General features: G+C 68.3%; 19 protein-coding genes. 8 read left to right on the top strand and 11 right to left on the bottom strand.

All coding sequences use genetic code 11. The annotated features are described in order from the left end of the window. Positions 1-190 precede the first annotated feature (190 nt). Positions 191-997 (bottom strand): ABC transporter ATP-binding protein, encoded by an 807-nt coding sequence (locus tag ACFXI3_RS06800; RefSeq protein WP_378398509.1) that lies wholly within the window; start codon positions 995-997, stop codon positions 191-193. Further along, entirely contained in the window at positions 994-1,695 is a 702-nt protein-coding gene (locus ACFXI3_RS06795) for a FadR/GntR family transcriptional regulator (RefSeq protein WP_378398507.1), read from the bottom strand. The genes ACFXI3_RS06800 and ACFXI3_RS06795 overlap by 4 nt, the downstream gene beginning before the upstream one ends. Before the next feature lie 158 nt (positions 1,696-1,853). Between ACFXI3_RS06795 and ACFXI3_RS06790 the strand changes: the two genes are divergently transcribed. Further along, positions 1,854-3,512, top strand: coding sequence for a choice-of-anchor A family protein (locus ACFXI3_RS06790; RefSeq protein WP_378398506.1), 1,659 nt, complete (start codon positions 1,854-1,856; stop codon positions 3,510-3,512). 64 nt (positions 3,513-3,576) lie between these two features. Here ACFXI3_RS06790 and ACFXI3_RS06785 read toward each other — a convergent pair whose 3' ends face one another. Together ACFXI3_RS06785 and ACFXI3_RS06780 are read right to left on the bottom strand one after the other, a co-directional pair. Beyond that, positions 3,577-4,779: an FAD-dependent oxidoreductase gene (locus tag ACFXI3_RS06785; protein ID WP_378398504.1), complete on the bottom strand. Its 1,203-nt coding sequence runs from the start codon at positions 4,777-4,779 to the stop codon at positions 3,577-3,579. A gap of 93 nt (positions 4,780-4,872) precedes the next feature. Next, complete coding sequence (locus ACFXI3_RS06780) at positions 4,873-5,481, bottom strand: TetR/AcrR family transcriptional regulator C-terminal domain-containing protein (RefSeq protein WP_378398502.1); 609 nt, start codon at positions 5,479-5,481, stop codon at positions 4,873-4,875. A 59-nt stretch (positions 5,482-5,540) separates the two neighbouring features. Between ACFXI3_RS06780 and ACFXI3_RS06775 the strand changes: the two genes are divergently transcribed. Continuing rightward, positions 5,541-6,950: an FAD-dependent monooxygenase gene (locus ACFXI3_RS06775; protein WP_378398500.1), complete on the top strand. Its 1,410-nt coding sequence runs from the start codon at positions 5,541-5,543 to the stop codon at positions 6,948-6,950. On the opposite strand, the gene ACFXI3_RS06770 is transcribed toward ACFXI3_RS06775, so the two are convergent. The 3 genes from ACFXI3_RS06770 to ACFXI3_RS06760 are packed head-to-tail and all read right to left on the bottom strand — an operon-like array spanning position 6,947 to position 10,924. After that, positions 6,947-9,052 (bottom strand): iron ABC transporter permease, encoded by a 2,106-nt coding sequence (locus ACFXI3_RS06770; RefSeq protein WP_378398498.1) that lies wholly within the window; start codon positions 9,050-9,052, stop codon positions 6,947-6,949. The two genes, ACFXI3_RS06775 and ACFXI3_RS06770, sit on opposite strands and share 4 nt — an antisense overlap. A 4-nt stretch (positions 9,053-9,056) precedes the next feature. Beyond that, a complete protein-coding gene (locus ACFXI3_RS06765) occupies positions 9,057-10,064 on the bottom strand; it encodes an ABC transporter substrate-binding protein (RefSeq protein WP_378398496.1) in 1,008 nt (335 codons plus the stop codon). Between the two features lie 29 nt (positions 10,065-10,093). Next, entirely contained in the window at positions 10,094-10,924 is an 831-nt protein-coding gene (locus tag ACFXI3_RS06760; protein ID WP_378398495.1) for an ABC transporter ATP-binding protein, read from the bottom strand. Positions 10,925-11,112: 188 nt separating this feature from the next. Here ACFXI3_RS06760 and ACFXI3_RS06755 point away from each other — a divergent pair, with 188 nt between their 5' ends. Together ACFXI3_RS06755 and ACFXI3_RS06750 are read left to right on the top strand one after the other, a co-directional pair. Beyond that, a complete protein-coding gene (locus tag ACFXI3_RS06755; protein ID WP_378398493.1) occupies positions 11,113-12,462 on the top strand; it encodes an aminotransferase class I/II-fold pyridoxal phosphate-dependent enzyme in 1,350 nt (449 codons plus the stop codon). Beyond that, complete coding sequence (locus ACFXI3_RS06750) at positions 12,462-13,154, top strand: GNAT family N-acetyltransferase (RefSeq protein WP_378398491.1); 693 nt, start codon at positions 12,462-12,464, stop codon at positions 13,152-13,154. The genes ACFXI3_RS06755 and ACFXI3_RS06750 overlap by 1 nt, the downstream gene beginning before the upstream one ends. A gap of 1 nt (position 13,155) precedes the next feature. Here ACFXI3_RS06750 and ACFXI3_RS06745 read toward each other — a convergent pair whose 3' ends face one another. The 4 genes from ACFXI3_RS06745 to ACFXI3_RS06730 are packed head-to-tail and all read right to left on the bottom strand — an operon-like array spanning position 13,156 to position 16,331. Continuing rightward, the gene (locus ACFXI3_RS06745; protein WP_378398518.1) at positions 13,156-13,539 is read right to left on the bottom strand and encodes a VOC family protein; all 384 of its coding nucleotides are present in this window, start codon (positions 13,537-13,539) and stop codon (positions 13,156-13,158) included. Positions 13,540-13,588: 49 nt separating this feature from the next. Further along, on the bottom strand, positions 13,589-14,578 hold the full coding sequence (locus ACFXI3_RS06740; RefSeq protein ID WP_344279298.1) for a transporter substrate-binding domain-containing protein: 990 nt from the start codon (positions 14,576-14,578) through the stop codon (positions 13,589-13,591). Beyond that, entirely contained in the window at positions 14,575-15,360 is a 786-nt protein-coding gene (locus tag ACFXI3_RS06735; protein ID WP_378398488.1) for an amino acid ABC transporter ATP-binding protein, read from the bottom strand. The genes ACFXI3_RS06740 and ACFXI3_RS06735 overlap by 4 nt, the downstream gene beginning before the upstream one ends. Further along, positions 15,357-16,331, bottom strand: coding sequence for an amino acid ABC transporter permease (locus ACFXI3_RS06730; protein WP_378398487.1), 975 nt, complete (start codon positions 16,329-16,331; stop codon positions 15,357-15,359). The genes ACFXI3_RS06735 and ACFXI3_RS06730 overlap by 4 nt, the downstream gene beginning before the upstream one ends. Positions 16,332-16,980: 649 nt before the next feature. Between ACFXI3_RS06730 and ACFXI3_RS06725 the strand changes: the two genes are divergently transcribed. The 4 genes from ACFXI3_RS06725 (at position 16,981) to ACFXI3_RS06710 (ending at position 24,366) form a co-directional block, all read left to right on the top strand. Continuing rightward, positions 16,981-17,694 carry a hypothetical protein gene (locus tag ACFXI3_RS06725; RefSeq protein WP_378398485.1) on the top strand — a complete coding sequence of 238 codons (714 nt, stop codon included), beginning with the start codon at positions 16,981-16,983 and terminating at the stop codon, positions 17,692-17,694. Positions 17,695-17,830: 136 nt separating this feature from the next. Then, positions 17,831-19,048: an SEFIR domain-containing protein gene (locus ACFXI3_RS06720; RefSeq protein WP_378398483.1), complete on the top strand. Its 1,218-nt coding sequence runs from the start codon at positions 17,831-17,833 to the stop codon at positions 19,046-19,048. Further along, positions 19,045-22,152: a DEAD/DEAH box helicase gene (locus ACFXI3_RS06715; protein WP_378398516.1), complete on the top strand. Its 3,108-nt coding sequence runs from the start codon at positions 19,045-19,047 to the stop codon at positions 22,150-22,152. Before ACFXI3_RS06720 ends, ACFXI3_RS06715 begins: the two co-directional genes overlap by 4 nt. A gap of 39 nt (positions 22,153-22,191) precedes the next feature. Beyond that, positions 22,192-24,366 (top strand): helix-turn-helix domain-containing protein, encoded by a 2,175-nt coding sequence (locus ACFXI3_RS06710; protein ID WP_378398482.1) that lies wholly within the window; start codon positions 22,192-22,194, stop codon positions 24,364-24,366. Positions 24,367-24,403: the final 37 nt, after the last annotated feature.

Below are 24,403 nucleotides of genomic sequence, written 5' to 3'. Positions count from 1 at the left end.
GCGGGTGCGGCTGCCGCCCGGCCCCGGCCGTCCGGCGGGCCCTGGGCCGGGCCACGCCGGTTACGGGCTCCTTGAGGGAATCAGATTCCCTCAAGGAGCCCTTCACGGACCTCCGAGGGTCGTGAGGGGAACCCTGAGGGACTCAGAGTCCGTGAAGGTTCCCTTCACGGACAGCAGGCGGTGGCTGGGGTCAGGCGACTTCGGTGGACCGGGTGCGGGCGGCGCGGGCGCTCCACCGCCCGTCGTGCCGGTCCACGCGGATCGGGTGGCCGAACGCCCGGCTGATGCTGGCCGTGGTCACCGCCTGCTCGATCGGCCCGGACGACACCACCGAACCGTCCGCGATCAGCAGCGCGTGCGTCGTCGTTTCCGGCAGCTCCTCCAGGTGATGGGTGACCACGATGGAGGCGAGCCGGGGGTGGGTCCGGGTGAGCAGATCGATTGTTTCGAGCAGCTGTTCGCGGGCCGCGACGTCCAGGCCGGTGGACGGTTCGTCGAGCAGCAGCAACCGGGGGTCGCTGATCAGCGCGCGGGCGATCAGGGCGCGGCCGCGTTCGCCTTGGGACAGCGTCGGCCAGCGTTCGCTCGCCTTGCCGTCCAAGCCGAGCAGGCCGATGAGCTCGTCGGCCTGGGCGACCTGTGCCGCGGTGGGCTGCCAGCGCGGGGGAGTTTCGATGCTTCCGGTGACGCCGGTCAGCACGACCTCCCGGATGGTGAGCGGCGAACGCAGCGGATGCCGCGGGTCGACGTGCCCGATGCTGCGGCGCAGCGCCTGCAACTCGACGCGGCCGAGCCGTCCGCCGAGGACGTCGACAGTGCCGGTGGTCGGATGCGTGACCGCACCGCAGAAACCAAGGATGGTGCTCTTCCCCGCGCCGTTCGGGCCGAGCAGCGCCCAGTGTTCGCCCGCCCGCACGGTCAGGTTCACGCCGTGCAGGATTTCCTTGCCCTGCCTGCGGAACACGACGTCGGTCAGGCGCAGCACGACCTCGCTCACGAAAGTGCCTCCTTCAAGGCGGTCAGGTGCGCCCGGCTCAGTTCCGCGGCGGCGGACGCGTCTTTGTCCGCGATCGCGTCGACGAGCGCGAGATGCGCGGCTTGGTCTTCTTCGGGCGCGGTGATCGGCCGGGCGCGCAGCATGTCCGTCATCGCGCGGTGGACGCGCGGCACGAAGCTGTCGAACAGTTCGATCAGCACGTCGTTGTGCGCGGCGACGAGCACCGTGCGGTGGAACGCGGTGTCGGTGTCCACCAGAAATTCGACGTCCGGGTCGCCGAGCGCGCGGGCGGCGAGTGCGCGGCGGATCGCGCGCAGGTCGGTCGGCGTCCGGCGGTGCGCGGCGAGGGCGGCGGCTTCCGCCTCGATGGCGATGCGCGCCTCGATCACCGCCCCGATGGTGGCGCGGCGCAGCACCGCGTCCCAATCCTCGGCGACGTCCAGCGCGGTCACGAAAACGCCGGCGCCTTGCCGGGAATCGAGCACGCCTTTGCCCGCCAATTCGCGGATCGCCTCGCGCATCGTCGAACGGCCGACGCCCAGTTGCGCGGCCAGTGTCGTTTCCCCGGGCAATTTGTGACCCAGCGCCCATTCTCCGGCGCGAATGCGTGCCAGAAGGATTTCCGCGGCCTGTGCGGCGAGCGGGTGCCGGTGCACGAGAGGGGGCATCAGGACGGCCTTCTGGTCGGGCGAAGCCACGGGAGCGAGGCTACTGCGGGACATTCTTCCGGCGGGGTGTCGAGTGTGGAGCGTCACTAGTCTACTTGTCTGAGGAGCACGGTATTTTCTGACCCGTTCGGGTGGGTTACGGTGTTTCGACTGCCGGATTTCGCCCGTTCCGGGTAAGGATCGGCCGCATGCGTGCCAGGAAAATGGCCGTCGTCGGCGGAGCTCTCGCCGCGGCGGTGTGTGCAGTGGCGTTCGTGGCCGGTCCGGGCGCGAGCGCCGCTCAGCTGCCCGGGGGCTTGGGCCCGTGCGTCGGCGACGCCTGCCCGGGCAAGTACCCGCCGGTCAACAACGGGCCGTTCGCGGGACGGGACAACGGCATCAACGTCTTCGCCGGCGGCGATTTCCTCGTGCGCGAGGGCGCGGCCGAGGCCGAGGGCCGGGTCGTGGTGCTCGGCGGCTTCGACATGAACAAGCGGGCGGGCGGGTCCGCGATCTACAACGTCGGCATCGCGGGCGTCGGCTCGCGCGTGCCCCCGCCGGACGGCGGCGATTTCCTGACCACCGGCAAGAACGTCACGGTCGCGCCGAACCAGCGGCTGCTCGCGGACGACGGCGTCGTGCGGTACGGCGGCACTGTCACCGGGACCGTGACCGGCACGCTGAAGCAGGACCCGAACGCGGCGGACCCGTACAAGCAGCTCCGGCCGCAGCTGCAGGAAGCCAGCACCTGCTACGGCAAATCCGCGGCGACCGGGACGGCCAAGAACGAGGGCTACCGCACGCTGTTCACCGGCGACGGGAAGTCCGCGCTGCAGGTGTTCAACGTCGACTTCGACCTCACCGGCCCCGGCGGCGGCATGCAGGGCCTCGAGTTCGCCGGCATCCCGGCCGGCGCGACCGTGCTGGTGAACCTCGTCGGCGGCAACCGGGTGATCAACACCTACACCGGCGACCTCGCCGACCAGGACCCGATCAACCACCTGCGCGAGAAGCTGCTGTGGAACTTCCCGGACGCGTCGAAGGTGAAGATCGCCGGGCAGGCGCAGTTCCAGGGCAGCGTGCTGGTCGGCAACCCGTCCAGCGACACGACGGTCACTGCTTCGGGCACCAACGGCCGGTTCTTCACCGCGGGCAATCTGCTGCACACTTCCGAGGGCGCGGCGGGCGGGCAGGAGTTCCACGCCTATCCGTTCAACGGCGACCTGCCGGATTGCGCGGCTCCGACGACCACGCCTACGACGCCTACGACGCCGACCAGCACGACGTCCACGTCGACCAGCTCCAGCACCACGACGTCGACCAGCACTACGACGTCGAGCACGGAGCCGACCAGCTCGACCACCACCAGCACGTCGAGCACGGAGCCGACGTCGAGCACCACGTCGAGTTCCTCCACGACCTCGACCACGACGACTGAGCCGACGAGCACCACGTCGTCCAGCACGACCTCGTCGAGCGCCACCTCGTCGACGAGCTCGACGACCTCCAGCTCCACGGCGCCGACCGGCCCGTCGGAGACGGAGTCCTCGACCGCGCCGACGTCGTCCAGCGCGACGTCCTCGAGCTCGCAGCCGACGTCCTCGGCCAGCAGCACGAGCCCGACTACGTCCAGCTCGTCGTCATCCAGTTCGGCTAGCTCGTCCAGCTCGTCTTCGGAGGCCCCGGCCCCGATCACGACCACGAGCGACAACTCCGGCGGTGTGGCCCCCGGAACCGGCCCGTCGGACCAGGGCCCGCTCGCCTCGACCGGCGCGGACATCCGCGGCTACCTGATCGGCGGCGGTGCGTTGCTGCTCATCGGCGGCGCGCTGGTGGCGGCAGTGGCGGTTCGCCGCAAGCGCTCCTGACCAAAGCCGTGAAGGGCTCCTTGAGGGAATCTGATTCCCTCAAGGAGCCCTTCACGGCGTTCGGCTAGCGGGCGGCGGGCGTGCGGGCGGCGCGGTATTCGGCGGCCCGGGCCTCGTAGGCGCGGAGTTCCTCTTCCCGGTCCGGCACGTCGTGCGGGACGCCGTCCGGTTGGTCGGCGAAGAAGCCCCGCAGCGCCGCGTTCGCGTCGGCGGCCAGGTGTCCGGTGCGGGCGAACATCGTCGTTTCGTAGCGGGTCAACGCGGCTTCGACGGTCGGCTCCTCGTGCAGCGCGTGCGCCAATTCGGCACCGTCGAGCAGGGCCAGGTTCGCGCCGTGCCCGCCGAACGGGGCCATCGCGTGCGCGGCGTCTCCGAGCACGGTGATGCCCGGCACCCGTTCCCACGTCAGGGGAGCGGGCAGCGCGGTGAACGCGCGCGCTACGTAGTCGCCGTCGTTGTCGGTCAGCAGCGGACGCACTGTCGGGCCCCAGTCGCGGAACTCACGGAGCAGGAATTCCCGCACCGAGGCGCGGTCAGCGAGGTCGACGCCTTCTCGCTCGGCCCAGTCCTCTTCGGCGCGGAACGCGACGTAGCCGCGGATCACTCCGTTGCTGTTGCGCTGCACGATCACCGCCCGGCCCGCGCCGTCGGTGGTGAAGAGCTGGCCGTTGCCGACCAGGGCCGCGATACCGGGGTGCCGGGTTTCGACGTCGTCGAACCGGACGTCCAAAAAGGACACGCCGAGGTAGTCCGGCATCGCGTCGGTGAGCCGTCGGCGCACCTTCGACCAGGTGCCGTCCGCACCGATCACGACGTCGGCGTCCACTGTGGATCCGTTGGCGAACTTCAAGCGGTGGACGCCGTTTTCGGTCGTCAGGCCGGTGAGTTTGTGTCCCCAGTGGACGGTTCCGGGGGCGAGCTGTTCGTGCAGCATGACGCGCAGTTGGCCGCGGTCGATTTCCGGGGCGGCGGTGTCGTCGTCGGCGGGCGTGAATTCCTTCAGCAGGGTGCCGTGGTGGTCGCGTCTGGTCATGGCTTGGCCTTCGACGCGGGCCAGTGCGTGGAAGGCGGGCAGCAGCCCGGCGTCCTCCAGGGCGATTTGCCCGCTGTCGGCGTGCAGATCGAGCGTGCCGCCGGGATCGCGTGAATCCACGGCGGTGTCGGCGTCGAACACAGTCGCGGCGAGGCCGTGCCCGTGCAGGACGTGCGCGGCGAGCAGTCCGCCCGGGCCGCCGCCGACGATCGCGATGCGCGGTGTCTCTTTCATGGTCTTCCCCTCTCGTGCCGGTGTGGTCTGCCGCCCAGCATAAGTGGAACCATGCAGAAAGTGCAACAGTACAACTTAGTGAGTCATTGCACCTTACTGTGGCCGCTTGGCCGCCAGTCCGGCGAGCACGATCCCGAGGGCGTATTCGAAGCTGTCCCCGACGGTGCTCCCGGCTGCCTGGCGTTCCCGCATTCCCTGCACCATCAGCGGAAACGGGATGCTCTCGATGGTCGCGTCCAGGTCGTCCGGCCAGGTCTGGTCCTCGACGGCGCGGCCGAGGACGAAGTGCACGTACACCCCGGCGCACCGGGTCGCGTCGGCGAGCGGGAACCCGGCGCGGTGCAGCACGTCCACCGCTCGCTCGGCGAATTCGCCCAGCGAGCGGGCGGTCCGGAGGTCCGCGCCGAGCGCGATGCGGGCGCCGTCCCGGTGGCCGAGGAGGGCGGCGTGCAGGGCGGTTCCTGCTCGCTCCAGCCAGGACAGCCAAGGGGTGTCCAGTGGCGGGAGATCGTCTAGGACGGGAGTGATGAGAGCGTCGGCGAGGTGGTCGAGCAGGGCCCGTTTGCTGCTGAAGTGCCAGTACAGGGCGGGTGCCTTGACGCCGAGTTCGGTGGCGAGACGGCGCACAGTCAGCTTGTCGAGGCCGTCGGCGTCGACAAGGGCGAGTGCGGTCCGGACCGCGGCGGGGATCTCGATCGGCAAGGCGGTTGCCTCCTTAACTAGTTCAGGGCAGTCTAGTCTTTAACAAGTTAAGGAGAGTCATGGACGCAGACGTGGTGATCGTCGGTGCAGGTCCGGTCGGACTGTTCCTCGCCGCCGAACTCCGGCTCGGCGGCCTCCAGCCGCTGGTGGTGGAGCAGCTCGCGCAGCCCGCGACGGAACGGAAGGCGCGCGGTATCGGCGTGCTCGCGACGGAGGCGCTGACCCGGCGCGGTCTCGGACCGCGGCTGGCGGCGGCGCACGAGGAGGGGATGCGCGATTTCGCCCGCGACCACGGCAGTTCGCTCGGCCACTTCGCGAACATCCACAAACTCCTGTCGGACGAGGACCGCCCGCGTACGCACATCTGGCAGCCGGAGCTGGAGCGGCTGCTTGCCGGACACGCGGTCGGCGTCCCGGTGCGGAGGGCGCATCGGGTGACGGCGATCGAGTCTGATGTAGACGGTGTGACGGCGATTGTCGAGACGCCGCAAGGAGAACGGCGGATTACTGCCGCCTACCTCGTGGGTTGTGACGGCGGCCGCGGGAAAGTTCGACGCCTCGCCGGGTTCGGGTTTCCGGGCACGCCGCCGTTGTTGCGGACGCTCGCGGGCCAGGTTCGGTTCGAGGGGCCAGTGCCGGCTGCCGGACGTTACGCTGACGGGGCATTCATGCACGGCGGAAGCATGGCTGGCGTCACCGAGTTCGCCCGCGACGGCGAGTCCGACGGGCCGGTCACTCCGGCGGAGCTTGCGGCGGCGATTCGGCGGGTGACCGGCGAGGACGTCACCGTGACGGAGGTGCGCGATTCCCGCCGGTTCGCCGACCAAGCCCGCCAGGCCGACGACTACCGGCGCGGCCGGATTCTGCTCGCGGGCGACGCCGCGCACGTGCACTCGCCGAGCGGCGGGCAAGGGCTCAACCTCGGCCTGCTGGACGCGGCGAACCTCGGCTGGAAGCTGGCCGCGGTCGTGCGCGGGGAAATGCCGGAGACGTTGCTGGACAGCTACTTCCGCGAACGCGGCCCGGCCGGCGCGGCGGTGCTGCGCAATACGCGCGCGCAGTCGGCGTTGCTCGCGCCGGGACCGCATGTCGACGCGCTGCGGGAGATCGTCGCGGAGCTGATGGATCTTCCGGAGGCGAACCGGTACTTCTCGGACCTGCTGTCCGGAGTGAAGGAGCGGTACGAATTCCCTTACCCCGCTGAGGAACCGGTCGGTCTGCACAGTCCGGACAGGTCCCTTGTGGACGATGAAGGCCGGGTCACGCTGCTGTCCGACCACACTCGCACGGGACGGGGTGTGCTGGTGCTCGATCCGGAGAGCCGCGATCTCGCCGCGCTGGCAACGAAGCGGATCGAGGTGGTCCCGGCGACGAACACCGAGTCGTTCCTGCTGCGCCCGGACGGGGTCATTGCCTGGGCTGGGGGAGAAGCCGAACTGAAGGTCGCGCTGGACACCTGGTTCGCCTAGGCGTTCGCGCGGCTCCGCCACAGCAGCCAGCCGAAGTACGGTGCGCCGATCAGTGCGGTCACCAGGCCCGCCGCGATCTGGGTCGGTGCGAGGACCGTGCGTCCCAAGGTGTCCGCGACGCACACCAGCACCGCTCCCAACGCAGCGGCCACCGGCAGCGAGCGCGAGTGGCGGGAACCCACCAAAGCGCGCGCGGCGTGCGGGGCGACGAGGCCGACGAAGCCCAGCGCGCCCACGGCACACGCGGCAGCGGCGGTGAGCACCGCGGCGAGCGCGGCGAAGGCGAGGCGAGACCGGTCCAGCGGGACGCCGAGCACGCGCGGCACATCCTCGTCGAGTGAGACCAGATCGAGCGTCCGCGCGCTGGACAGCGCGATCGGCAGCGCGATGACCAGGCACAACAGCACCGGCAGGACCTGGCCGAACTCGCGGCCGTAGGTCGATCCGGCGAGCCAGGTGAGCGCGAGGTGCGCGTTCCACGGCGAGGTGAGCACCACGACGAGCGTCGTGATCGCCTGCGCGCCCGCGCTGACGCCGATGCCGACCAGCACGAGCCGGTCCGACGACAGCCCCCGGCCGCCCGAACCGCGGCCGGTGGCGAGCCAGTGCACGAGGGCGAACGTCGCGAACGCGGCGACGGTCGCCGCGCCCATCATCGGCCAGATTCCGATGCCGGGCACCAAAAGCACGACGCTGATCGCGCCGACGCTCGCGCCGGGCGTCACGCCGAGCAGGCTCGGTTCGGCCAGCGGGTTGCGGCAGATCGCCTGAACCAGCGACCCCGCGACGGCCAGCGCCGCCCCGCCAAGCAATGCTGCGAGCATCCGCGGCCAGCGCAGGTCGAGCGCGAACGACACCTCGGTGCCGGACACCCCGCGCAGCCAGTTCAGGACGTCGCCGAGCAGCACGATCCGGTCGCCGAGCAGGAGCGCGGCGATCACTGCGCCGACGAGCGCGATCGCCAGCACGACGCCGGTGCCGGCCACCCAACGGCGCGACCGGACCGTGCCGTGTGTTCCGCGGGCGGACGGTGTTCCGGAGGGTTGCCGCCGGGCCAGCCAGACCAGCACGGTCGCGCCGGCGAGGGTCGTCACGACGCCGGTCGGCACCGAAACCGCTTTTTCGGCCGGAACGAGGGCGCGCAGCAGGACGTCGGCGGCCACGACGACCAGCGCCCCGGTCAGTCCGGCGAGCGGCAGCAACACCGGATGTTTGCCGAGCCCGGGCACCCGGTTGGCGAGCAGCCGCGCGATGACCGGCGCGCACAGGCCGACGAATCCGATCGGCCCGGCGACGGTTACCGCGACCGCCGAAAGCAGCACCGCCACGACGACGGCGAAAGTGCGCGTGCGACGGACGTCGATGCCCAGCACTCGCGCGTGATCGTCGCCGAGGCTGAGCACGTCGAGCCGGTGCGCGAGCAGGAGCGTGGCCACGATGCCGATCGCGATTACCGGTGCGGCAAGGGAAACCTGGCGCAGTCCGGATTGGACTGTCGTTCCGCTGCCCCAGCCGTACAGGCCCGCGGTGCGCTCCTGGAACAACATCAGCAGCACCGACGTGAGCGCGGTCAGCGCCAGCGCGATCGCGGACCCGGCCAGCACGAGCCGGGCCGCTCCGCCGCTGCTGCTGCGAGCGACGAGCAACACCAGCCCGGCCGCCGCGAGACCGCCGACGAACGCGACGATTCCGTTGACGTAGAAGGGAAGCGAGATCCCGAACGCCGCGACGCCGACCACCGAGACGTACGCACCGGCGTTGACCGCGAGCGTGTCCGGCGAGGTGAGCGGGTTCCGCGCCACCGACTGCAGCACGCAGCCCGCGAATCCGAGCGCCAGCCCCACGAGCAGTGCCGCGGCCAGCCGGGGGAGCCGGCTGGCCACGAGCACTGCCACCGCCTGGCTGCGCGCGTCGTCGTCCGTGCCGGGGAAAACGGCGCGCAGGAGTTCGCCGAGCCCGACGTGCGACGTGCCTTGCAGCAGGTGCACGGCGGACAGGACGAGCAGCGCGACAATTCCGCTGAGGAAGACGACGGACGCCGTCAGCCTCGGTTTCCGCGAGACGAGCGGCGGCCGGGCGGGTGCGGGGGCTGGTGCGGTCATCGGATCAGCGCGTCAGCGCGCCGGTGAGCGCGTCCACGTAGGCGATCGCCGACTTCGGGCCGCCGAACATCCAGATGCCGTCCGGAATCCGGTGCAGCTTCCCGGCCTTGACGAACGGCAGCTGCTTCCACACCGCGTTGCCCGCGAGTTCCTGGGTGAAGACGTCGGATTCGGCGGCGTTGGCGGCGTAGACGAAGGACGTGGCCGGATCGGTGATCTTGGTCAGGCCCTCGACGTCGGTGGGGGCGAGGCCGTAGACCTTGTCGCCCTCGCCGGTCCACTGGTTCGCGACGCCGAGCTGGTCGGCGATGCTGCCCAGGAACGAGCCCTTCGTGTACATCCGGACGGTGACCGTGCCAGAGGTCGAGTAGCCGTCGGTCATGACGAACTTGGCGCCGGTTTTGCCCGCGTCGGCCAGCTTCTTCTTGCCCTCGGCGACCTTGGTGTCGAATTCGGCGAGCAGGTTGCGGCCCTGCTCCTGCGTTCCGGTCGCCTCGGACAGCGTGGTGACGGTCTTGCGCAGGTAGCCGATCGGATCGGCCGAATCCGACCCGCGCAGCGTGAGCACCTTCGTCTGCTTCGAGAGTTGCGCGATCACGTTCTCCGGCAGGTCCGTGGTGGTGACCACGAGATCCGGGTGCAGCGCGGCGACCGCGTCGAGGCTCGGCTCGCCGCGGGTGCCGACGTCCGGAGTGGACGCGGCGAGCGGCATCACCTTGTCGTAAGTGTTGTAGCCCTTGACGTCCGCCGCGCCGATCGGCTTCACGCCCAGCGCCAGCAGGTTCTCGGTGAGGCCCCATTCCAGCGACACGACCTTGGCGGCCGGCGCGGGCAGGTCGAGCTTGCCGCGCTCGTCGGTCAGGTGGACCGGGCCGGACGGCTTCGCGGAGGCGGCCTGGCTCTGGTCCGCGGGGGCCTCGGTGGTGCCGCACGCGGCGAGCGCGAACGTGGCGAGCAGCGCCGCGGCGGTCTTCAGGAACGGCCTGCGGGCAGGTTTGGGCACACTGGACACGGGGGTTTTCCTTTGAACTCGGGGATGGGTCAGGCTGAGCGGACCGGCCGCGGCCGGGAGGTGTGCCGTCCGACCGGGCGCGTGCGGACGTGCCCATCGTCGTCGACATGGACGTCGATGCGCAGGCCGTAGACGTCGCTGAGCGCCTCGGCGGTCAGCACGTCGGCCGGGCGGCCGGTCGCGCGGACGGCGCCGCGGCACAGCAGCACCACCTCGTCGGCGACGGCGGCGGCCTGGTCGAGGTCGTGCAGCACGACGCCGACCGCGACACCGTGCTCGTCGGCGAGGTCGCGGACGAGGTCCAGCGTTTCGATCTGGTAGCGCAGGTCGAGGAAGGTCGTCGGCTCGTCGAGCAGGACGACACCGGTGTCCTGGGCGAAGCAGGTGGCCAGCCAGACGCGCTGGAGTTCGCCGCCGGACAGCTCGTCCACCGGGCGTTCGGCCATCCCGTCGACGCCGGTGTGCCGCATGGCTCGCTCGACCAGCTCCGGTCCTTCGGGATCGCCGGAGCCGAAGCGGCCGCGGTACGGGTGGCGGCCGTAAGACACGACGTCGCGGACGCGCACGCCGCCGGGCGTGGGGCGCGACTGGGTCAGCAGCGTGACCTGGCGGGCGAACTCCTTGGGGGACAAGGCGAGCGCGTCTTGTCCGGCCAGGGCGAAGTCGCCCGCGGTCAACGGGTGCAGCCGGGCGAGCGAGCGCAGCAGCGTCGACTTGCCGGAGCCGTTGGGGCCGACCAGGACGGTGACCGCGCCCGCGCGCAGGACGATCTCGGCGTCCTGGACCACCGGCTTTCCGCCGTAGCCGAGCGCGAGCCCGGTGCCGGCGAGCGCCGGTGCTTCCGGCCAGGAGTGACTCATGAAGGTTAGCCTAACCTGATCGAGTGAAATTCCGAAAGCGGACACCGCGGCGGTGTCGGACGTCACGGGCGTTTTGTACCGGGCGGGCCCGCCAGGATGTGAAACGCCTTTGCCGCGTGCCGTTGCCGCTCTAGCTTCTGATCGGGTCAGAGGTTTTCGGATTTCCGGGTGACGAGGGGAGCCGGTGCGTGGCCACGGGCGAACTCGCGACGACGACGCTGCCGGTCGGGGCAGGCTGGCTCGGGTCCCGCATCGGCGAGCGCACCGCGCGGGGCGTGGCCGGGACGGTGTCCGGCCTGATCCGCGACGGGGAGGTGCCGCCCGGCACGCGGCTGCCCACCGTGCGGGCGCTGGCCGCCGAGCTTTCGGTGAGCCCCACGACGATCGCCGAGGCGTGGTCGCAGCTGCGGGCGGCCGGATTGATCGGCACGGGCCGGCGGCGCGGCACGATAGTGCTGGAACCGCCTTCGAGCCCGCCGCCGGAGCGCGCGTTTTCCGGCTGGCAGACGGTCGATCTGGAACACGGCCTGCCGGATCCGGGATTGCTGCCGCCGCTGGAGGACGCCGTCGCCGCGGGTGTCCACACGGAACGGTTCGGCGGCCTGGTCAAGAACTCGATCACGCCGCAATTGCGCGCCGCGGTGAAGCCGACGTGGCCGTTCGCCGCCGAATCGTGGACGGTCGCGGCCGGCGGGCAGGACGGGATGCTGCTGGCCTGCCAGGCGGTCGCGCGGCCGGGCGACGTGATCGCGCTCGAAGCGCCGACCGCGCCGTGGCTGCGCGAATTGCTGCGCCGGTCGCGGATCCACGTGGTGCCGGTGCGATGCGACGAGGACGGGCCGCTGCCGTCCTCGCTGGCCGCGGCGCTGGAACACCGGCCGGTCGCCTTTGTCTATCAGCCGCGCGCACAGTCGCCGCTCGGGCATTCGGTTCCGGCGGACCGGCTCGCGGAACTCGCCGCCGTACTGTCCGAAGAGGACCTCACGGTGATCGAGGACGACGATTTCGGGCCGTTGGCTTCGTCCCCGTCGCTGAGCCTCGGCACGCGCTTGCCCGGCCGGGTGTTGCTGGTGCGGTCGTATTGCACGGCGTTCGGGCTCGAATTGCGCAGCTGCGTGATCGGCGGGTCGGCGGCGCTGGTGGAGCGGGTGCGGCAGCAGCGCGGGCCTGGGTCGGTGTGGTCGAGCCGGATTCTTCAGGACGCGCAGGCGTTTCTGCTGACCGATCCCGGCAGCGCGGAACTGCTGAACCGGGCTCGGAATCGGTACGCGCAACGGCGGACGGCGTTGACGGAAGCGTTGCGGGAGCACGGGATTTCGGTGCGAGCGCGGGACGGGCTGACGTTGTGGGTGCCGGTTCCGGAGGAGTCGCGGACGTTGATGACCTTGGCGGCCAACGGGGTTTCGGCCGGGTCGGGTACTCGTGCGGGCAATCCGGGGACGCCGCATATCCGGATAGCGACGGGGCAGTTGCCCGATGATCCGGCTCTCGTGGCGGATCTGGCCCGGATGATCGCCCGGGCCGCGCGGCGGTCTTGATGTCTGTTTTGGACAATGCCGCGTGGGCTTCGCTTACTGGCCCGCATGCCGGTTTCGCGGAGCGGGTCGGACAGGCCGTGCGCTATCCAGTCGATGTTTCGGTCTTCTCGGCCGTGCCCGACGAGCCGACTGCCGGCGTGTGGGACGACGTCGCCGCGCTCGCCGGTCCCGGGGCGGTGGTGCCGGTCTTCTCGCAGGCTGGGCCGCCTCCTCCGGATTGGGAGCTGCTGGAGGAGATGGCCGGGGTCCAGCTGGTGGACGCCGGGGTCGACGCCGCGCCCGACCCGGAGGCTGTCCGGTTGACGGTGGCCGACGTGCCGGAGATGCTGGATCTGGTCGCCCGAACGAAACCTGGTCCGTTTTTGCCGCGGACTGTGCTGCTCGGGACGTATCTCGGCGTCCGGCACCACGGCGCGCTGGTCGCGATGGCGGGGGAGCGGCTGCACCCGCCGGGGTGGACGGAGATCAGCGCGGTGTGCACGGACCCCGCTTATCGCGACCGCGGTCTCGCCGGGCGGTTGGTGCGCGCGGTGGCCGCGGGGATCCGCGAGCGGGGCGAGACGCCGTTCATGCACGCGGTGGCGACGAATGTGAACGCGATCCGGCGTTATGAGGGAATGGGGTTTCGGTTGCGGCGCACTAATACGTTCGGGCGGGTGCGCGTTCCGGAGGACTGGCGAGCGGCGGCTTGAATCAGCTCCCGGTTCGGTAGTGCTCTCCTTGCCGGGGAAGGGCAAGACAGAACGGATGCCCGGCGGGGTCGGTGTAGACGCGGAACAGGGGCGCGCTGTCCACTAGCCGCGCTCCCAGCGCCAGGACCCGGCGTTCGGCCTCGTCGAGATCGGCCACCTCGAAATCGAGGTGCATCTGCTGCGGATCGCGCGGGTCCGGCCAGGCCGGCGGGCGGTAATCGGAGACCTGCTGGAAGCCGATGCGCGGTTCGCCTCCGGACGTCGCGGCGATCGACACCCACGCTTCTTCGTCTTCGACCCGGTGCATGCCCAGCAAGGCCTCGTAGAACGCGGCCAGTTTCCGCGGTTCCGGGCAATCGACGACCAGGGCGAGCCAGCGTCCGATATCTGCCCAGTCTGGCAGGCCTCCGGCGGGCCGGAGGCCTGCCAGGCGTTCAGGAATCGCTTAACGGCAGGCCCGGCGGGTTCACGTCGGCCTTCTTCACCGCTTCGTTCTCCAACCCGTACGCCGCAAGCCATTTCGCGTACTGGCCATGCTGAATCAGATAGTCGATCGCCGCCGCGACCGGCTTCACCAGGCCGTTGTCCTTTTTGGTCGTAGCGGCGATCAGCCCCTGCAGCGTGGCCCCGGCGCCGGAGTACTTGCCCGCGCTGCGGGTCGGGTTCGGGGTCTTCGCGGTCTGTGTCGCGTGGTAGGCAATGCCCGGGTTCGGCGCGAAGTACGCGTCGATTCGGCCGGACGCCAGTGCCAGGTACGTGCTGTTCTTGTCCGCGAAATTGCGTACGTCGAGCTTCTTGCCCTCAGCGGTCAGCTTGCGCTGCCATTCCTTGAGGATTTTCTCCTGGTTGGTCCCGCTGTCGACGGCGACGGTCTTTCCGGCCAGCACTTCGTAATTGCCGTCGAAGTTCCACGTGTTCGCGCGGTTCGTCTCGAAGCCGAGGTTGTCCTCGCGGTAGGCGGCGAAGTCGAAACCTTGCTGTTTGCGCTGTTCGGTCACCGTGATGTTCGAGAACCCGGCGTCGAACTGGCCGCTTTGCAGGCGTACGAACAGGTTTTGCCAGGAGGCGTTCTGGACGTCCGGCTCCAACCCGAGCACCGCGGCGACGAGACGGCCGAGGTCGGGTTCGGCTCCGGTGAGGGTGCGTTGATCGGTGCCGACGTAGGCCAGCGGCGGGAAGCCGGACGGCAGCGCGCCGACGCCGATCGTCAGCTTGCCCTTGTCGAGAAACTTCTTCGGCAGTTGCGCGCGGATCTCCGCGACGACGGGGACGGTCAGCGAAACCGGGTGCGCGTCGGCGGTGTTCGCGGCGACCGAAACGGTCTGCGAGCCGTTCGCGCTGGTCGACGCCTGGGTGCTGCCGCCGCACGCGCCGGCGAGCAGCGCGACTGCGGCGAGGACGGGCAGGATCGTGCGGGTTTTCATGCGTGCTCCGGGATTTCGAGGCGAGCGACCTTCCCGAGGAAGGCTCGGGTCCGGTCGTGGCGAGGGTGGTCGAGGACGGCTGACGGCGGTCCTTCTTCGATGACGCGGCCTTCGTCGAGGAATACGACATGGTCGGCGATTTCGCGAGCGAAGCCGATTTCGTGTGTCACCACGATCATCGTCGTGCCGGAGCGGGCCAATTCGCGGATCACGGCCAGCACTTCGCCGACCAGTTCCGGGTCGAGCGCGGACGTCGGTTCGTCCAGCAGGATCAGCTGCGGTTCGAGCGCGAGCGCCCTCGCGATGGCGACCCGTTGCTGCTGCCCGCCGGACAGTTGCCGCGGGTACGCCCTTTCCTTGTCCTCGAGACCCACGCGGGCAAGCAATTCCTTCGCCCGCGCTTCCGCGTCGGCACGCGCGAGCCGTTGTGTGACGATCGGCGCTTCCACGATATTGTCGAGGATCGTGAGATGCGGGAAGAGGTTGAAATTCTGGAACACAAAGCCGATCCGGGACCGTTGGCGTAGGATCGCGCGCTCGCTCAGTTCCTTGAACCGGTCGCCGTGCACGCGCACGCCGACGAGTTCGTCGTCGATGCTGACGTAGCCGCTGTCAAGGCGTTCCAGATGGTTGATCGTCCGCAACAAAGTCGATTTCCCGGAACCGGACGGTCCAAGGATCACGGTCACTTGCCCGCCGGGCGCGGTGAGGTCGACGTCGTCTAGCACGCGGATTCCGTCGTACGTCTTGACCGCGCTGCGCACGCGGACTTCGGCGCTCATCGGGCCACCCCCAGCGCGCGCAGCCGGGCGCGGAACCGCTGGAACGGCGTCGGCGGAACGGTGCGCAGCGCGCCACGGGAAAAGAAGCGCTCGACGTAATACTGGATCACCGAAAGGACGCTGGTGAGAATGATGTACCAGACCGTGCCGACGAGCAGCAGCGGAATGATCTGTCCGCTGTTGGTACTGGCCTGGGTTTCGACCACGCCGAACAATTCCAGCAGCGACGTGATGTAGACGACCGAAGTGCCTTTGAGCAGGCCGATCAGCTGGTTGGCGTAGGCGGGGACGATCGCGCGAGTGGCCTGCGGCAGGATGATTCGCCGGTATTGCCGGGATCGCGGAAGCCCCAGCGCGGCCGCCGCTTCGAGCTGGCCCTGGTCCACCGAAAGCACGCCGGCACGAACGATTTCCGCCGCGTACGCGGCTTCGTTCAGGCTCAGGCCCAGCACTGCGACGACGAAGAAACTCAGCACGTCGGTGGCGCTGAAGCTGAAAAACGACGGGCCGAACGGGATGCCGAGGCTGAGCGTGCTGTACAGCGCGGTCACGTTGGCGAGGAACAGCAGCAGCACGATCAGCGGAATCGAGCGGAAGATCCACACGTAGGCCCACGAAACCGCTTGGATCAGCGGGTTTTTCGACAGCCGCAGCAACGCGAGCACGATGCCGCCGACGAGCCCGAACACCGCGGCGAGGCCGGTCAGTTCGAGGGTGAGCACCAGTCCGTCGAGGATCACCGGACGGAAGAACCAATAGCCGAAGACGTTCCACTGGAACACCGGATTGGTGATCAGCGCGTGCGCCAATTGGGCTAGCAGCACGAGTACGACCGCAGCAGCGACCCAGCGTCCAGGACGGCGCAACGGGGCGACTTTCTTCGCGGCCAGCTCGCGCAACCGCGCTTCACCGGGCGGTTCGGGACCCGCTGACGGCACCGGCACGGCGCGCAGCGTCGGAGGAGAACTCACAGTGGCTCCTGGGGATCGCGGAGAGGGCGATCGCCACTGTGACCCGCGGGGTTCCCGGCTGTCGAGTGTCCTCTTGGGACTCCCACATGGTGAGCGCGGTAGTACGGAGGGAGGTTTTGTACCGGCTTTGTTACTGAGTGTCCACTGTGGACTATTAGTGGATGGATGGTGCCGGGTCGGAGCGGTCAGACCCGCGAGTCGGGGCAGTGTGGTCGCGGATCTGCTCGGCGTTGCTGACAGGTCGTACATAACGGTCGTGAGGCTCAATGGTCGCTGTCGTCGGCCGGCGGCATGTCAGTCCATCGGTCGCGGGGTGTGCGAGTCATTCGGGCTGACGCAGATCGCCAACGAGCAGATGGGCTGCAGCCTTGGTGACGCTTAGGTCGCCCGTTTGCCGGAGTGTCGCCCCTGTCCCTGGCCTTAGCGGTCGACGCCACGCGGCCGGTACAGCCTCGAATGGCTGAATCGAGATGGAAATATGGAAGAAATCGCAAGCGAAAGCATCTGACATGCAGCTTCTCAGGGTCAGTGTTTGCACGTTTTTGCATCGAAGATGCAAAAACGTCGAGGGTATTGACGGCCGGAAGTCCGCCCGGCATTCTCTGCCGTGCCCCAGATCCTGGATCGCCGCACGGGAGCGTGACGCCTGATGTCGCTTAGTCAATTAGAAGTTCTGCATCGCCGCTTCCAGGAATTCGTCGAGGCTGACGCGTTGCCCTCGCTGGATGCCTGGGAGCTCGGTGTCGAGACCGAACAACAATGGCTCCGCGGCGGACAGGTGCGGGATCTCCTCGCAGGCCGGTCGGTCGACCAGTCGGTCCGGGACGCGGTCTGGGGTGAGATTGTCCGGCGCGTCCAACAGAACGGGGAACCGTGGAAGACCTATGCGATCGGATTGATGCTGCCGGCGTTGCGGCGGGTGACGTGGCGAATCCTGAACAAACGAGGCGGTGACCGGTCAGAGGTGGAGTCGGCAGCGGTTGTCGGGCTTGTCGAGGCCCTCGGCGCGGCAGACCCGAACCGCAGAAAGTTGGCGTGGAACCTGCAAGACGCTGCATACCAACGTGCGCTCGGCGCCGACGGCGGCCGTGCTCCTGCGCCGCGACCGGAGTTCTCGGGCGCGGACCTGTTGCGCCAGGTGCCGGTCGTAGCGCCGGAGGGGCATGTGGATCTTGTCCTGGCGCGGGCCGTCCGCGCGGGTGCGGTGACCGGCATCGAGGCCGACATCTTCGTCGCGGCCAAGTTCGAGGACGTGGACTTGGAGGCGGTAGCCGAACGGCTGCGGTTGCCCTACCTCGAATGTGCTTCCCGTCTTCAGCGGGCGGAGAAGGAATTGCGGTCATTCATCCTTTCAGGTGAGTAGTGGGAACTTTCTGTGTAATTTTCCGGCAACGGATCAAAGGTGTTTCCCCGTCCTGGGGGTACCGCTTCTCCGCTGGTGCCGCGGCGTTGACGGCTCACGGGCGAATGCTCTATCCATTTCGTCGAGGAGGTGCTGCGTGTTGTCTCACGCGGAATCGTGGTCGATGTCCGAATGTTCTGAGATTGAGCTTTTGCAGGTCGATGACGGCGCTCGATGGCTTGAAACGGAACCTCGAGGTTTCACGGTGGGAGCGGTGCGGCTCAGCGGATGGCAGGTGCATCCGGTCGCTACGGGCACAGAACCGACGATCGGTCGCGACTGCTACTTGGTCCGGATCAACTACGAGGTCGCGGTCGATCGCCACCTCGCCCCGATCCAGTGGCTGGAGATAGCATTTGCCTTTGCCACTGAGGAAGATGCGGGCGGCGCTACTGTGCTCGATGCTGTTCCGCACGCGGTCGCGGAACAGCAGGACCCGGCCTCGTACGTGATCAACCGCTATCTCAATCTCGCGCCTGTGTCAGGGATCGTCGGCGATGTGCACCTGCCCGCGATGGCGTCGAAGGTCGACGTGTTCGGGATCGGCGGGCCGGCGGTGCGCTGGCGGCATGCCACGACGGGCGGTGTTCGCCCGGGTTCTCACGTCGCATTCGTGATCCTGGCTGCTCCTCGAGGCAGCCGGAAGCTGCACGTGGAGGCCGGCTCGCGGTTCGACGCTCCGCCGGTGGACGGCGAGGACTATCGCCCAGTCGCACGTGCTGTGCGGTTCGACCTCTTGCTCGGTTGCGAACAGGAGCGGTTCGCGGCGAGTGAAGCAGGTCTCCTGCCTCCCTCGCCTCCAGGCTCCGGCCAGCGTCCAGAGGGGACGTCCAGCGTTCCCCGTCTCTTCATCTGCTACGCACACGACAATCCGGAACATGTCACGTGCACCCTTGATCTCGCACGGTTTCTGGTCAGCTTGCGCCTCGACGTGCACATCGACTTCTGGGATGTCGGCGAACGCAAGGACTGGTCCCTGTGGGCCCAGCGCGAGATCAGGGAAGCGGACTTTGTTCTCGTGGTCGCCTCGCCGATGTGCAAGGCCGTCGGGGACGGAACCGTCGAGGGGCCTCGTCATCGCGGCATGCAGTCCGAACTCGCCTTGTTGCGCGACGCCCTTCACCGCGACCGGTCGACGTGGGTACCGAAGGTGCTGCCGGTCGTTCTGCCCGGAGGCTCGGCCGAGGATATCCCTGCTTTCCTGCAACCGGGTACCGCCGATCGCTATGTCCTGGACGCGTTCACGTTCCACTCAGTTCGCGAGCTGCTGGGAGCGATGGGCTATCGACCAGCTTGCCGCGGAGCAGGCGCGTGAGCGGCCGGAATGGCTTCCACGGTCTTTTCGTCGGGGTCGACGGCTTCGCCACGTCGGAGATCCGGCCCCTGCGCTTCGCGAAGGCTGATGCGCGGACGCTTGAAGCGTTGTTCAGGGACAACCTCGGCTCCGATACTCGTGAGCTCTGCGACGCGGCGGCGACCCGGGCAGCGGTCGTGTCGGAGCTGGAACAGCTTGCCGCCCGCAGCCAGCCAAGCGATGTCGTCGTGATCAGTTACTCCGGTCATGGCAGCCCAACGCACGAGTTGGCGACTTACGACACGGATCCGGCTGATCTCGCAGGCACCGGGCTGTCGCTCGACGAGCTGGTGAAATTGACGGAGCAGATCCCGGCCCGGGTCATGCTGGTCGTGCTCGACTGCTGTTTTTCCGGTGCGGCGGCGGCAAAGGTGATTCCGTCGTCGCATACGCCGCGGGGAGGACCGGGCATGCCTCGCTCTGTCGAGGCGGTTCTGGCCGAGGTATCCGGGGCGGGCAGGGTGTACATCACGGCTGCCGGAGCCGATCAGGAGGCTCGGGAAGATTCCCGGCACGGCCACGGTGTTCTCACTCACTTCGTGCTTCAGGCGTTGATGGGCGCCGAGGAAGTCGTCGAAAACGGCCGAGTTTCGCTCCTGCGGATGTTCTCGTTCGTGCAAGACAGAGTCGTTGCCGCGGCGTCCTCGTCGCGACGCCCGCCGCAGACGCCGACATTGCGAGGAAAGATCGACGCAAGAACATCGCTGCCGGTGTTGCGGCCGCGGGCGCACTACCGGGCACTCGACGGCCGGCACCGCCCGCCGGATGCTACCGCGGACCTGGCCAGCCTGCGCGCCCATGGCATCGACGACGACGCCGTGCTGGCCGGCTTGACCCGCGAAATCGGTTCTCTCAACGAGTTGCAGTTAGCGGCTGTCAACAAGTTCGGGTTGCTGGTTCGCGAGGATCTCGTCATCTGCGCGCCGACCGCGGCCGGGAAAACCATGGTGGGCATTCTTGCCGCCGATGCCGCGGTACACCGCGGACGCCGCGCAGTCTTCCTGTTGCCGACCCGTTCGTTGGTCGACGAGCTTTACGCCCGGTTGACCCGGGTGCACGAAGCCGCCGGGATCCGGACGCTTCGGCTGACGGGCGAGACGAACGATCACGTGCCGGCCTTTCTCCGCGGTGATTACGGTCTGGCAGTGCTCACCTATGAGAAGTACCTCGGTCTTGTGCTCCGACGACCTTCGATCGTCGAGCAGGCCGGAGTTCTCGTGGTGGACGAGATCCAGTCGATCTCCGATGCCGGGCGGGGGTGGGCACTGGAGCTTCTCTTGACCGCCGTCCTGTCCAGCAAAGCGCGCCGGGACATCCAGATCGTGGGTCTTTCGGCGGTTTTGGGCGGGCTCGGCCATGTCGACACGTGGCTTGGCGCGGAGTCCTTGGTGGACACGGCGAGGCCGGTTCCTCTTGAAGAAGGAGTCCTGGACCGAAGCGGTTCGCTGCGTTCGCTTGGCGAGACAGGGGCGGAAACGACAGCTCAGTTCATCTCGGCGACGGAGGAAAACCAACTCCTCGCTGTCGTCCGGAGCCTGGTCGAGTCGGGCGAACAGGTGCTCGTGTTCCGGAACACGCGTGCGGCGGCAGAAGGCAGCGCGCTCGAGTTCGCTGAGGCGCTTGGCCTTCCGGAGGCGACCCGCGCGCTTACCGGATTGGAGCCCGACGACATGGGAACCACGGTGGCGCGATTGCGACGATGTCTTTCCGGCGGGACCGCATTTCATACTTCGGACATGACTGCCGCCGAAGGCGCGCTGGTGGCGGAGCACTTCCTGGCTGGTACTGAGGTGCGTGTGCTGGTCGCGACGACCACTCTGGCCCACGGGGTCAACCTTCCCGCCGACACCGTGGTGCTGAGCGAGCTCGAGCACTACGGCCCCGGGGGCGAACTGCGGCCGTATTCGGTTGCGGACTACAAGAACATGGCCGGCCGGGCCGGGCGTACCGGGTTCGCTGACCGGGGACGCTCGATCATCCTGGCCGGCGGCGGGCTGGATGCGCGATCGAAATGGGACCGCTACGTGCGCGCGGTTCCGGAGGTCCTCCGCTCTTCCTTGCTCAGCGAGCTGAGCGATCCCAGAAGCATGGTGCTGACGGCGTGTGCTGTAGCGGGAGCTGGGCCGAAAAGCGTGCATGCCGGACAGGTTGCCTCCTTACTGGCATCGACTTTCGCCGCGCATCAGAGCCGGATGGACGGCTGGCCGGACCCATACCCGCCCGAGGAGGTCGAGGCGATCTTGTCGGGATTGGTCGAGTGCGGGTTGCTTCGCCGGGAAGCCGCCGGGTACGGGCCGACGCAGCTGGGCGAGATCGCAGTACGCGGCGCGTTGTCGATGGACTCGGTACTGCGGGTTGCCGAGGCATTCGCCGAAATCGGACCGGGGCACCTGAACCGCATGACGATCATCGCCGTCGCACAGCTCACGACGGAGCTCGAGCAGATCAGTGTTCCGGTCAGCTTCCGTCATCGTTTGCCCGAGCGCGAGGAGTTTGACCGGATAATGCGGGCACAGCGCCTTGCGGATCCGGTGTTTCGCAAGCTCCGGTCGGGACCGAGCCAGGACAAGGCGACGGCTCGCGTCAAGCGAGCGTTCGCAGTCGTGGCCTGGAGCCGCGGGATGTCGCTTGCGGACATCGAAGAACGACTTGCGCGATACCTGTCCGCCGAGTACCGAGCTCGAGCCATCATCCCCGTGCGGCGAGCAGCGAAACGGACTGCGGATGTCGTGGACGCGGTATTCGACGTCGCGCGGTTCGTCCACCCGTCGGCCGAGTTCGGTTCGCTGGCGGCATCGCTGCCTCAGGAGATCGCGCTGGGAGTGCGCGCCGGGCTCGCGCCGATCGCGCTCGCGGCCAAGGGAACTTTGGGCCGGGAAACTTTCTGCGCGCTTATCCGCGCGAGCATCACCAGCCGGGAAGAACTGCTTGCCAGCGATGACGCCATGCTGCTCGGTTGCCTCGGCGGAGATCGACGGCGACTTGCAGTGCTGCGCCGTACCGCTGCTTCCGTCGAGGACGAGGAAGTGACCGGGAGCTTGGCGCTTGACGAACCTTCTGATTGAACGGGTCCGAGGAAATACCCGACGATTGCTAGGAGCAAAATGCACCCGTTCGGCACTGAGCTCAGACGCCGCCGCGATGAGAAGGGCTTGCCCCTGCGAGTGGTGGCGAAGGCGCTAGGCTGCAGCATCCCGAAGCTGAGCCGTATCGAGACGGGGAAGTCCCGTCCCAAACACGAGCTTGTGCTGGAAGCGGACAAGTACTTCCAGGCGAACGGGGCGTTGGTCGGGCTGGCGCAGGCCGATACCGGATGCCCTCGGTCCCCGGCAATCCCCTGGGGGCTTCCCGACAGGCCGCGACATTTCGTCGGCCGGCACCGCGAGCGCGCCGACGCGGTCTCGACCCTGCTCGAACGCAGACCGGAGACGGTGGCCGTGGGAGGGATCGCAGGTGCGGGTAAGACGGGGCTGGCCGTCGTGGCGGCGAGGGACGTCCTGCACACCTACCCGGACGGCTGCCTGATGCTTGACTTCCAGGGATACACGGTCGGCAGCCCGGGACTTACCGAAGCGGAAGGCCTTGAACGCCTGCTCCGCGTGGTCGCCCCAGGCGCTGCCATTCCGCCGGACCGGGATGGTCGAATCATATTGCTGCGCACCGTGCTGGCCGGCCGCCGGATGCTGTTCGTCTTCGACAACGTGCGTTCGGCGAGCCAGATCCGTTCTCTGCTTCCCGCTGAGCCGAAGTGCGGAGTGGTGATCACCAGCCGCACCCGGTTGAATGCGCTCGACGAGGCGCGGCACATCGACCTCGGAGCATTGCAAGAAGACGAAGCCGCGGACTTGTTCCGCATGGTCTCGGACCACTATGCGGTACCGGATCCAACCGTCCAGGACATTGTGGCCTCGTGCGGCTATCTTCCGCTCGCGGTCCGCATTGTGGCAGCTCGATATCATGCCGGTGGCGTCACATCCGAGGAACTCCGCGCGCAGTTGTCCTCGGAGACGAGTCGGTTTACTGCCCTTGAAGACGAGGAGCGGAGCGTCGCCGGTGCCCTGTCACTGTCGTGTACGCGGCTGCGGTCCGCGGAAAAGCGCCTCCTTGCACAGTTGGCGGTGCATCCCGGCGGGCGGGTCGAGGTGGCGTTCGCCGCTGCCATGGCCGGCCTTGACCGGTTGAGAACTATCTTCCTGTTGGACCGACTCCACCAGGCATACCTCGTCGAGCGCCGGTCAGCGACCGACGTCGAACTGCACGACCTGGTGCGGGCGCTATTTTCCGGACATGAGTCGTTCAGACTGGACGAAGCTGACCGCAGCGCTGCACTGTGCCGGCTGCTGGACTACGTCGTGCCGGTGACGGGCGTGGCGGACGCGCTCATCGAGCCTGGCCGATTCCAACCCGGCGTACCGAGGTGCGAAGAAACCGAGTTCGCCGACAGCGGGCAAGCATTGGAATGGTTTCACAAGCGGTGGCCCGCTCTTGCTTCGCTGTGCGAGCTGGCCGACGAGGTCGGGCGTCCGCAGGATTGCTGGCGACTTGCACATCTGTTGCGGGCTTTCTTTAGCCGGGAGAAGTTGATCGAACCGTGGATCCGGACTCATCAGCGTGCGCTCGCCGCGGCGGAACGGGAACGCGAAATGCGGGTCGTGGCGATGATCGAGAACAACCTCGGCATGGCATATCAGGAACGTGGAGACCTGCCCGAAGCAGCGCGGAGTCATGGACGCGCCGCGGAGCTCTTCGCCGGTCTAGGCGACGAATATGGAGAGACGGACTCGCGCGCGAGTCTTGCTTGGGTCCAGTTGTACCGGGGAGAGCCGGTCGAAGCGCTGGCTGGACTCGGCAAAGCCGGAGAGGCCTACCGCCGGACTGGTCGATCACGCAACGAGATCATCACACTGCGCGGAATGGCGCTGGCGGCGACTTCGTTGAACCGGGCTTTCGAAGCATTGGAGTACGCGCAGCGGGCGTACGGGCTGGCGAGTTCGCCGCGAGAGGTGTTGCTGGCGGTGAACTGCCTGGGCTGGGTTTGTTACTGCGCTGCCATCCACGGCGACGCCCGCGCTTGGTATGACAAGGCGGCAGACCTGGCTCAAGACGAGAACGAACTTGCAGAGCTTGCGAGGGCGCTTGTGGGCTTGGGCAACGTCGCGGCGGAACAGGGCGAGTTAGCCGTGGCGGGCCAGCGATGGGCAGCAGCTGACCAGCTGCCAGTGCAGCTCAACTCGGTCATAGTCGGCGAGTTGGTCGCTCGCCGACGACTGAGCTCATGAATCGGCCGTATTCGGTTGGTGCGGATTGCTGTTCGGA

It is taken from the genome of Amycolatopsis sp. NPDC059235 (genome assembly GCF_042754125.1).
Taxonomy (GTDB): Bacteria; Actinomycetota; Actinomycetes; order Mycobacteriales; family Pseudonocardiaceae; genus Amycolatopsis; species Amycolatopsis albidoflava.
This window is presented reverse-complemented; position numbering and strand designations above follow the sequence as displayed.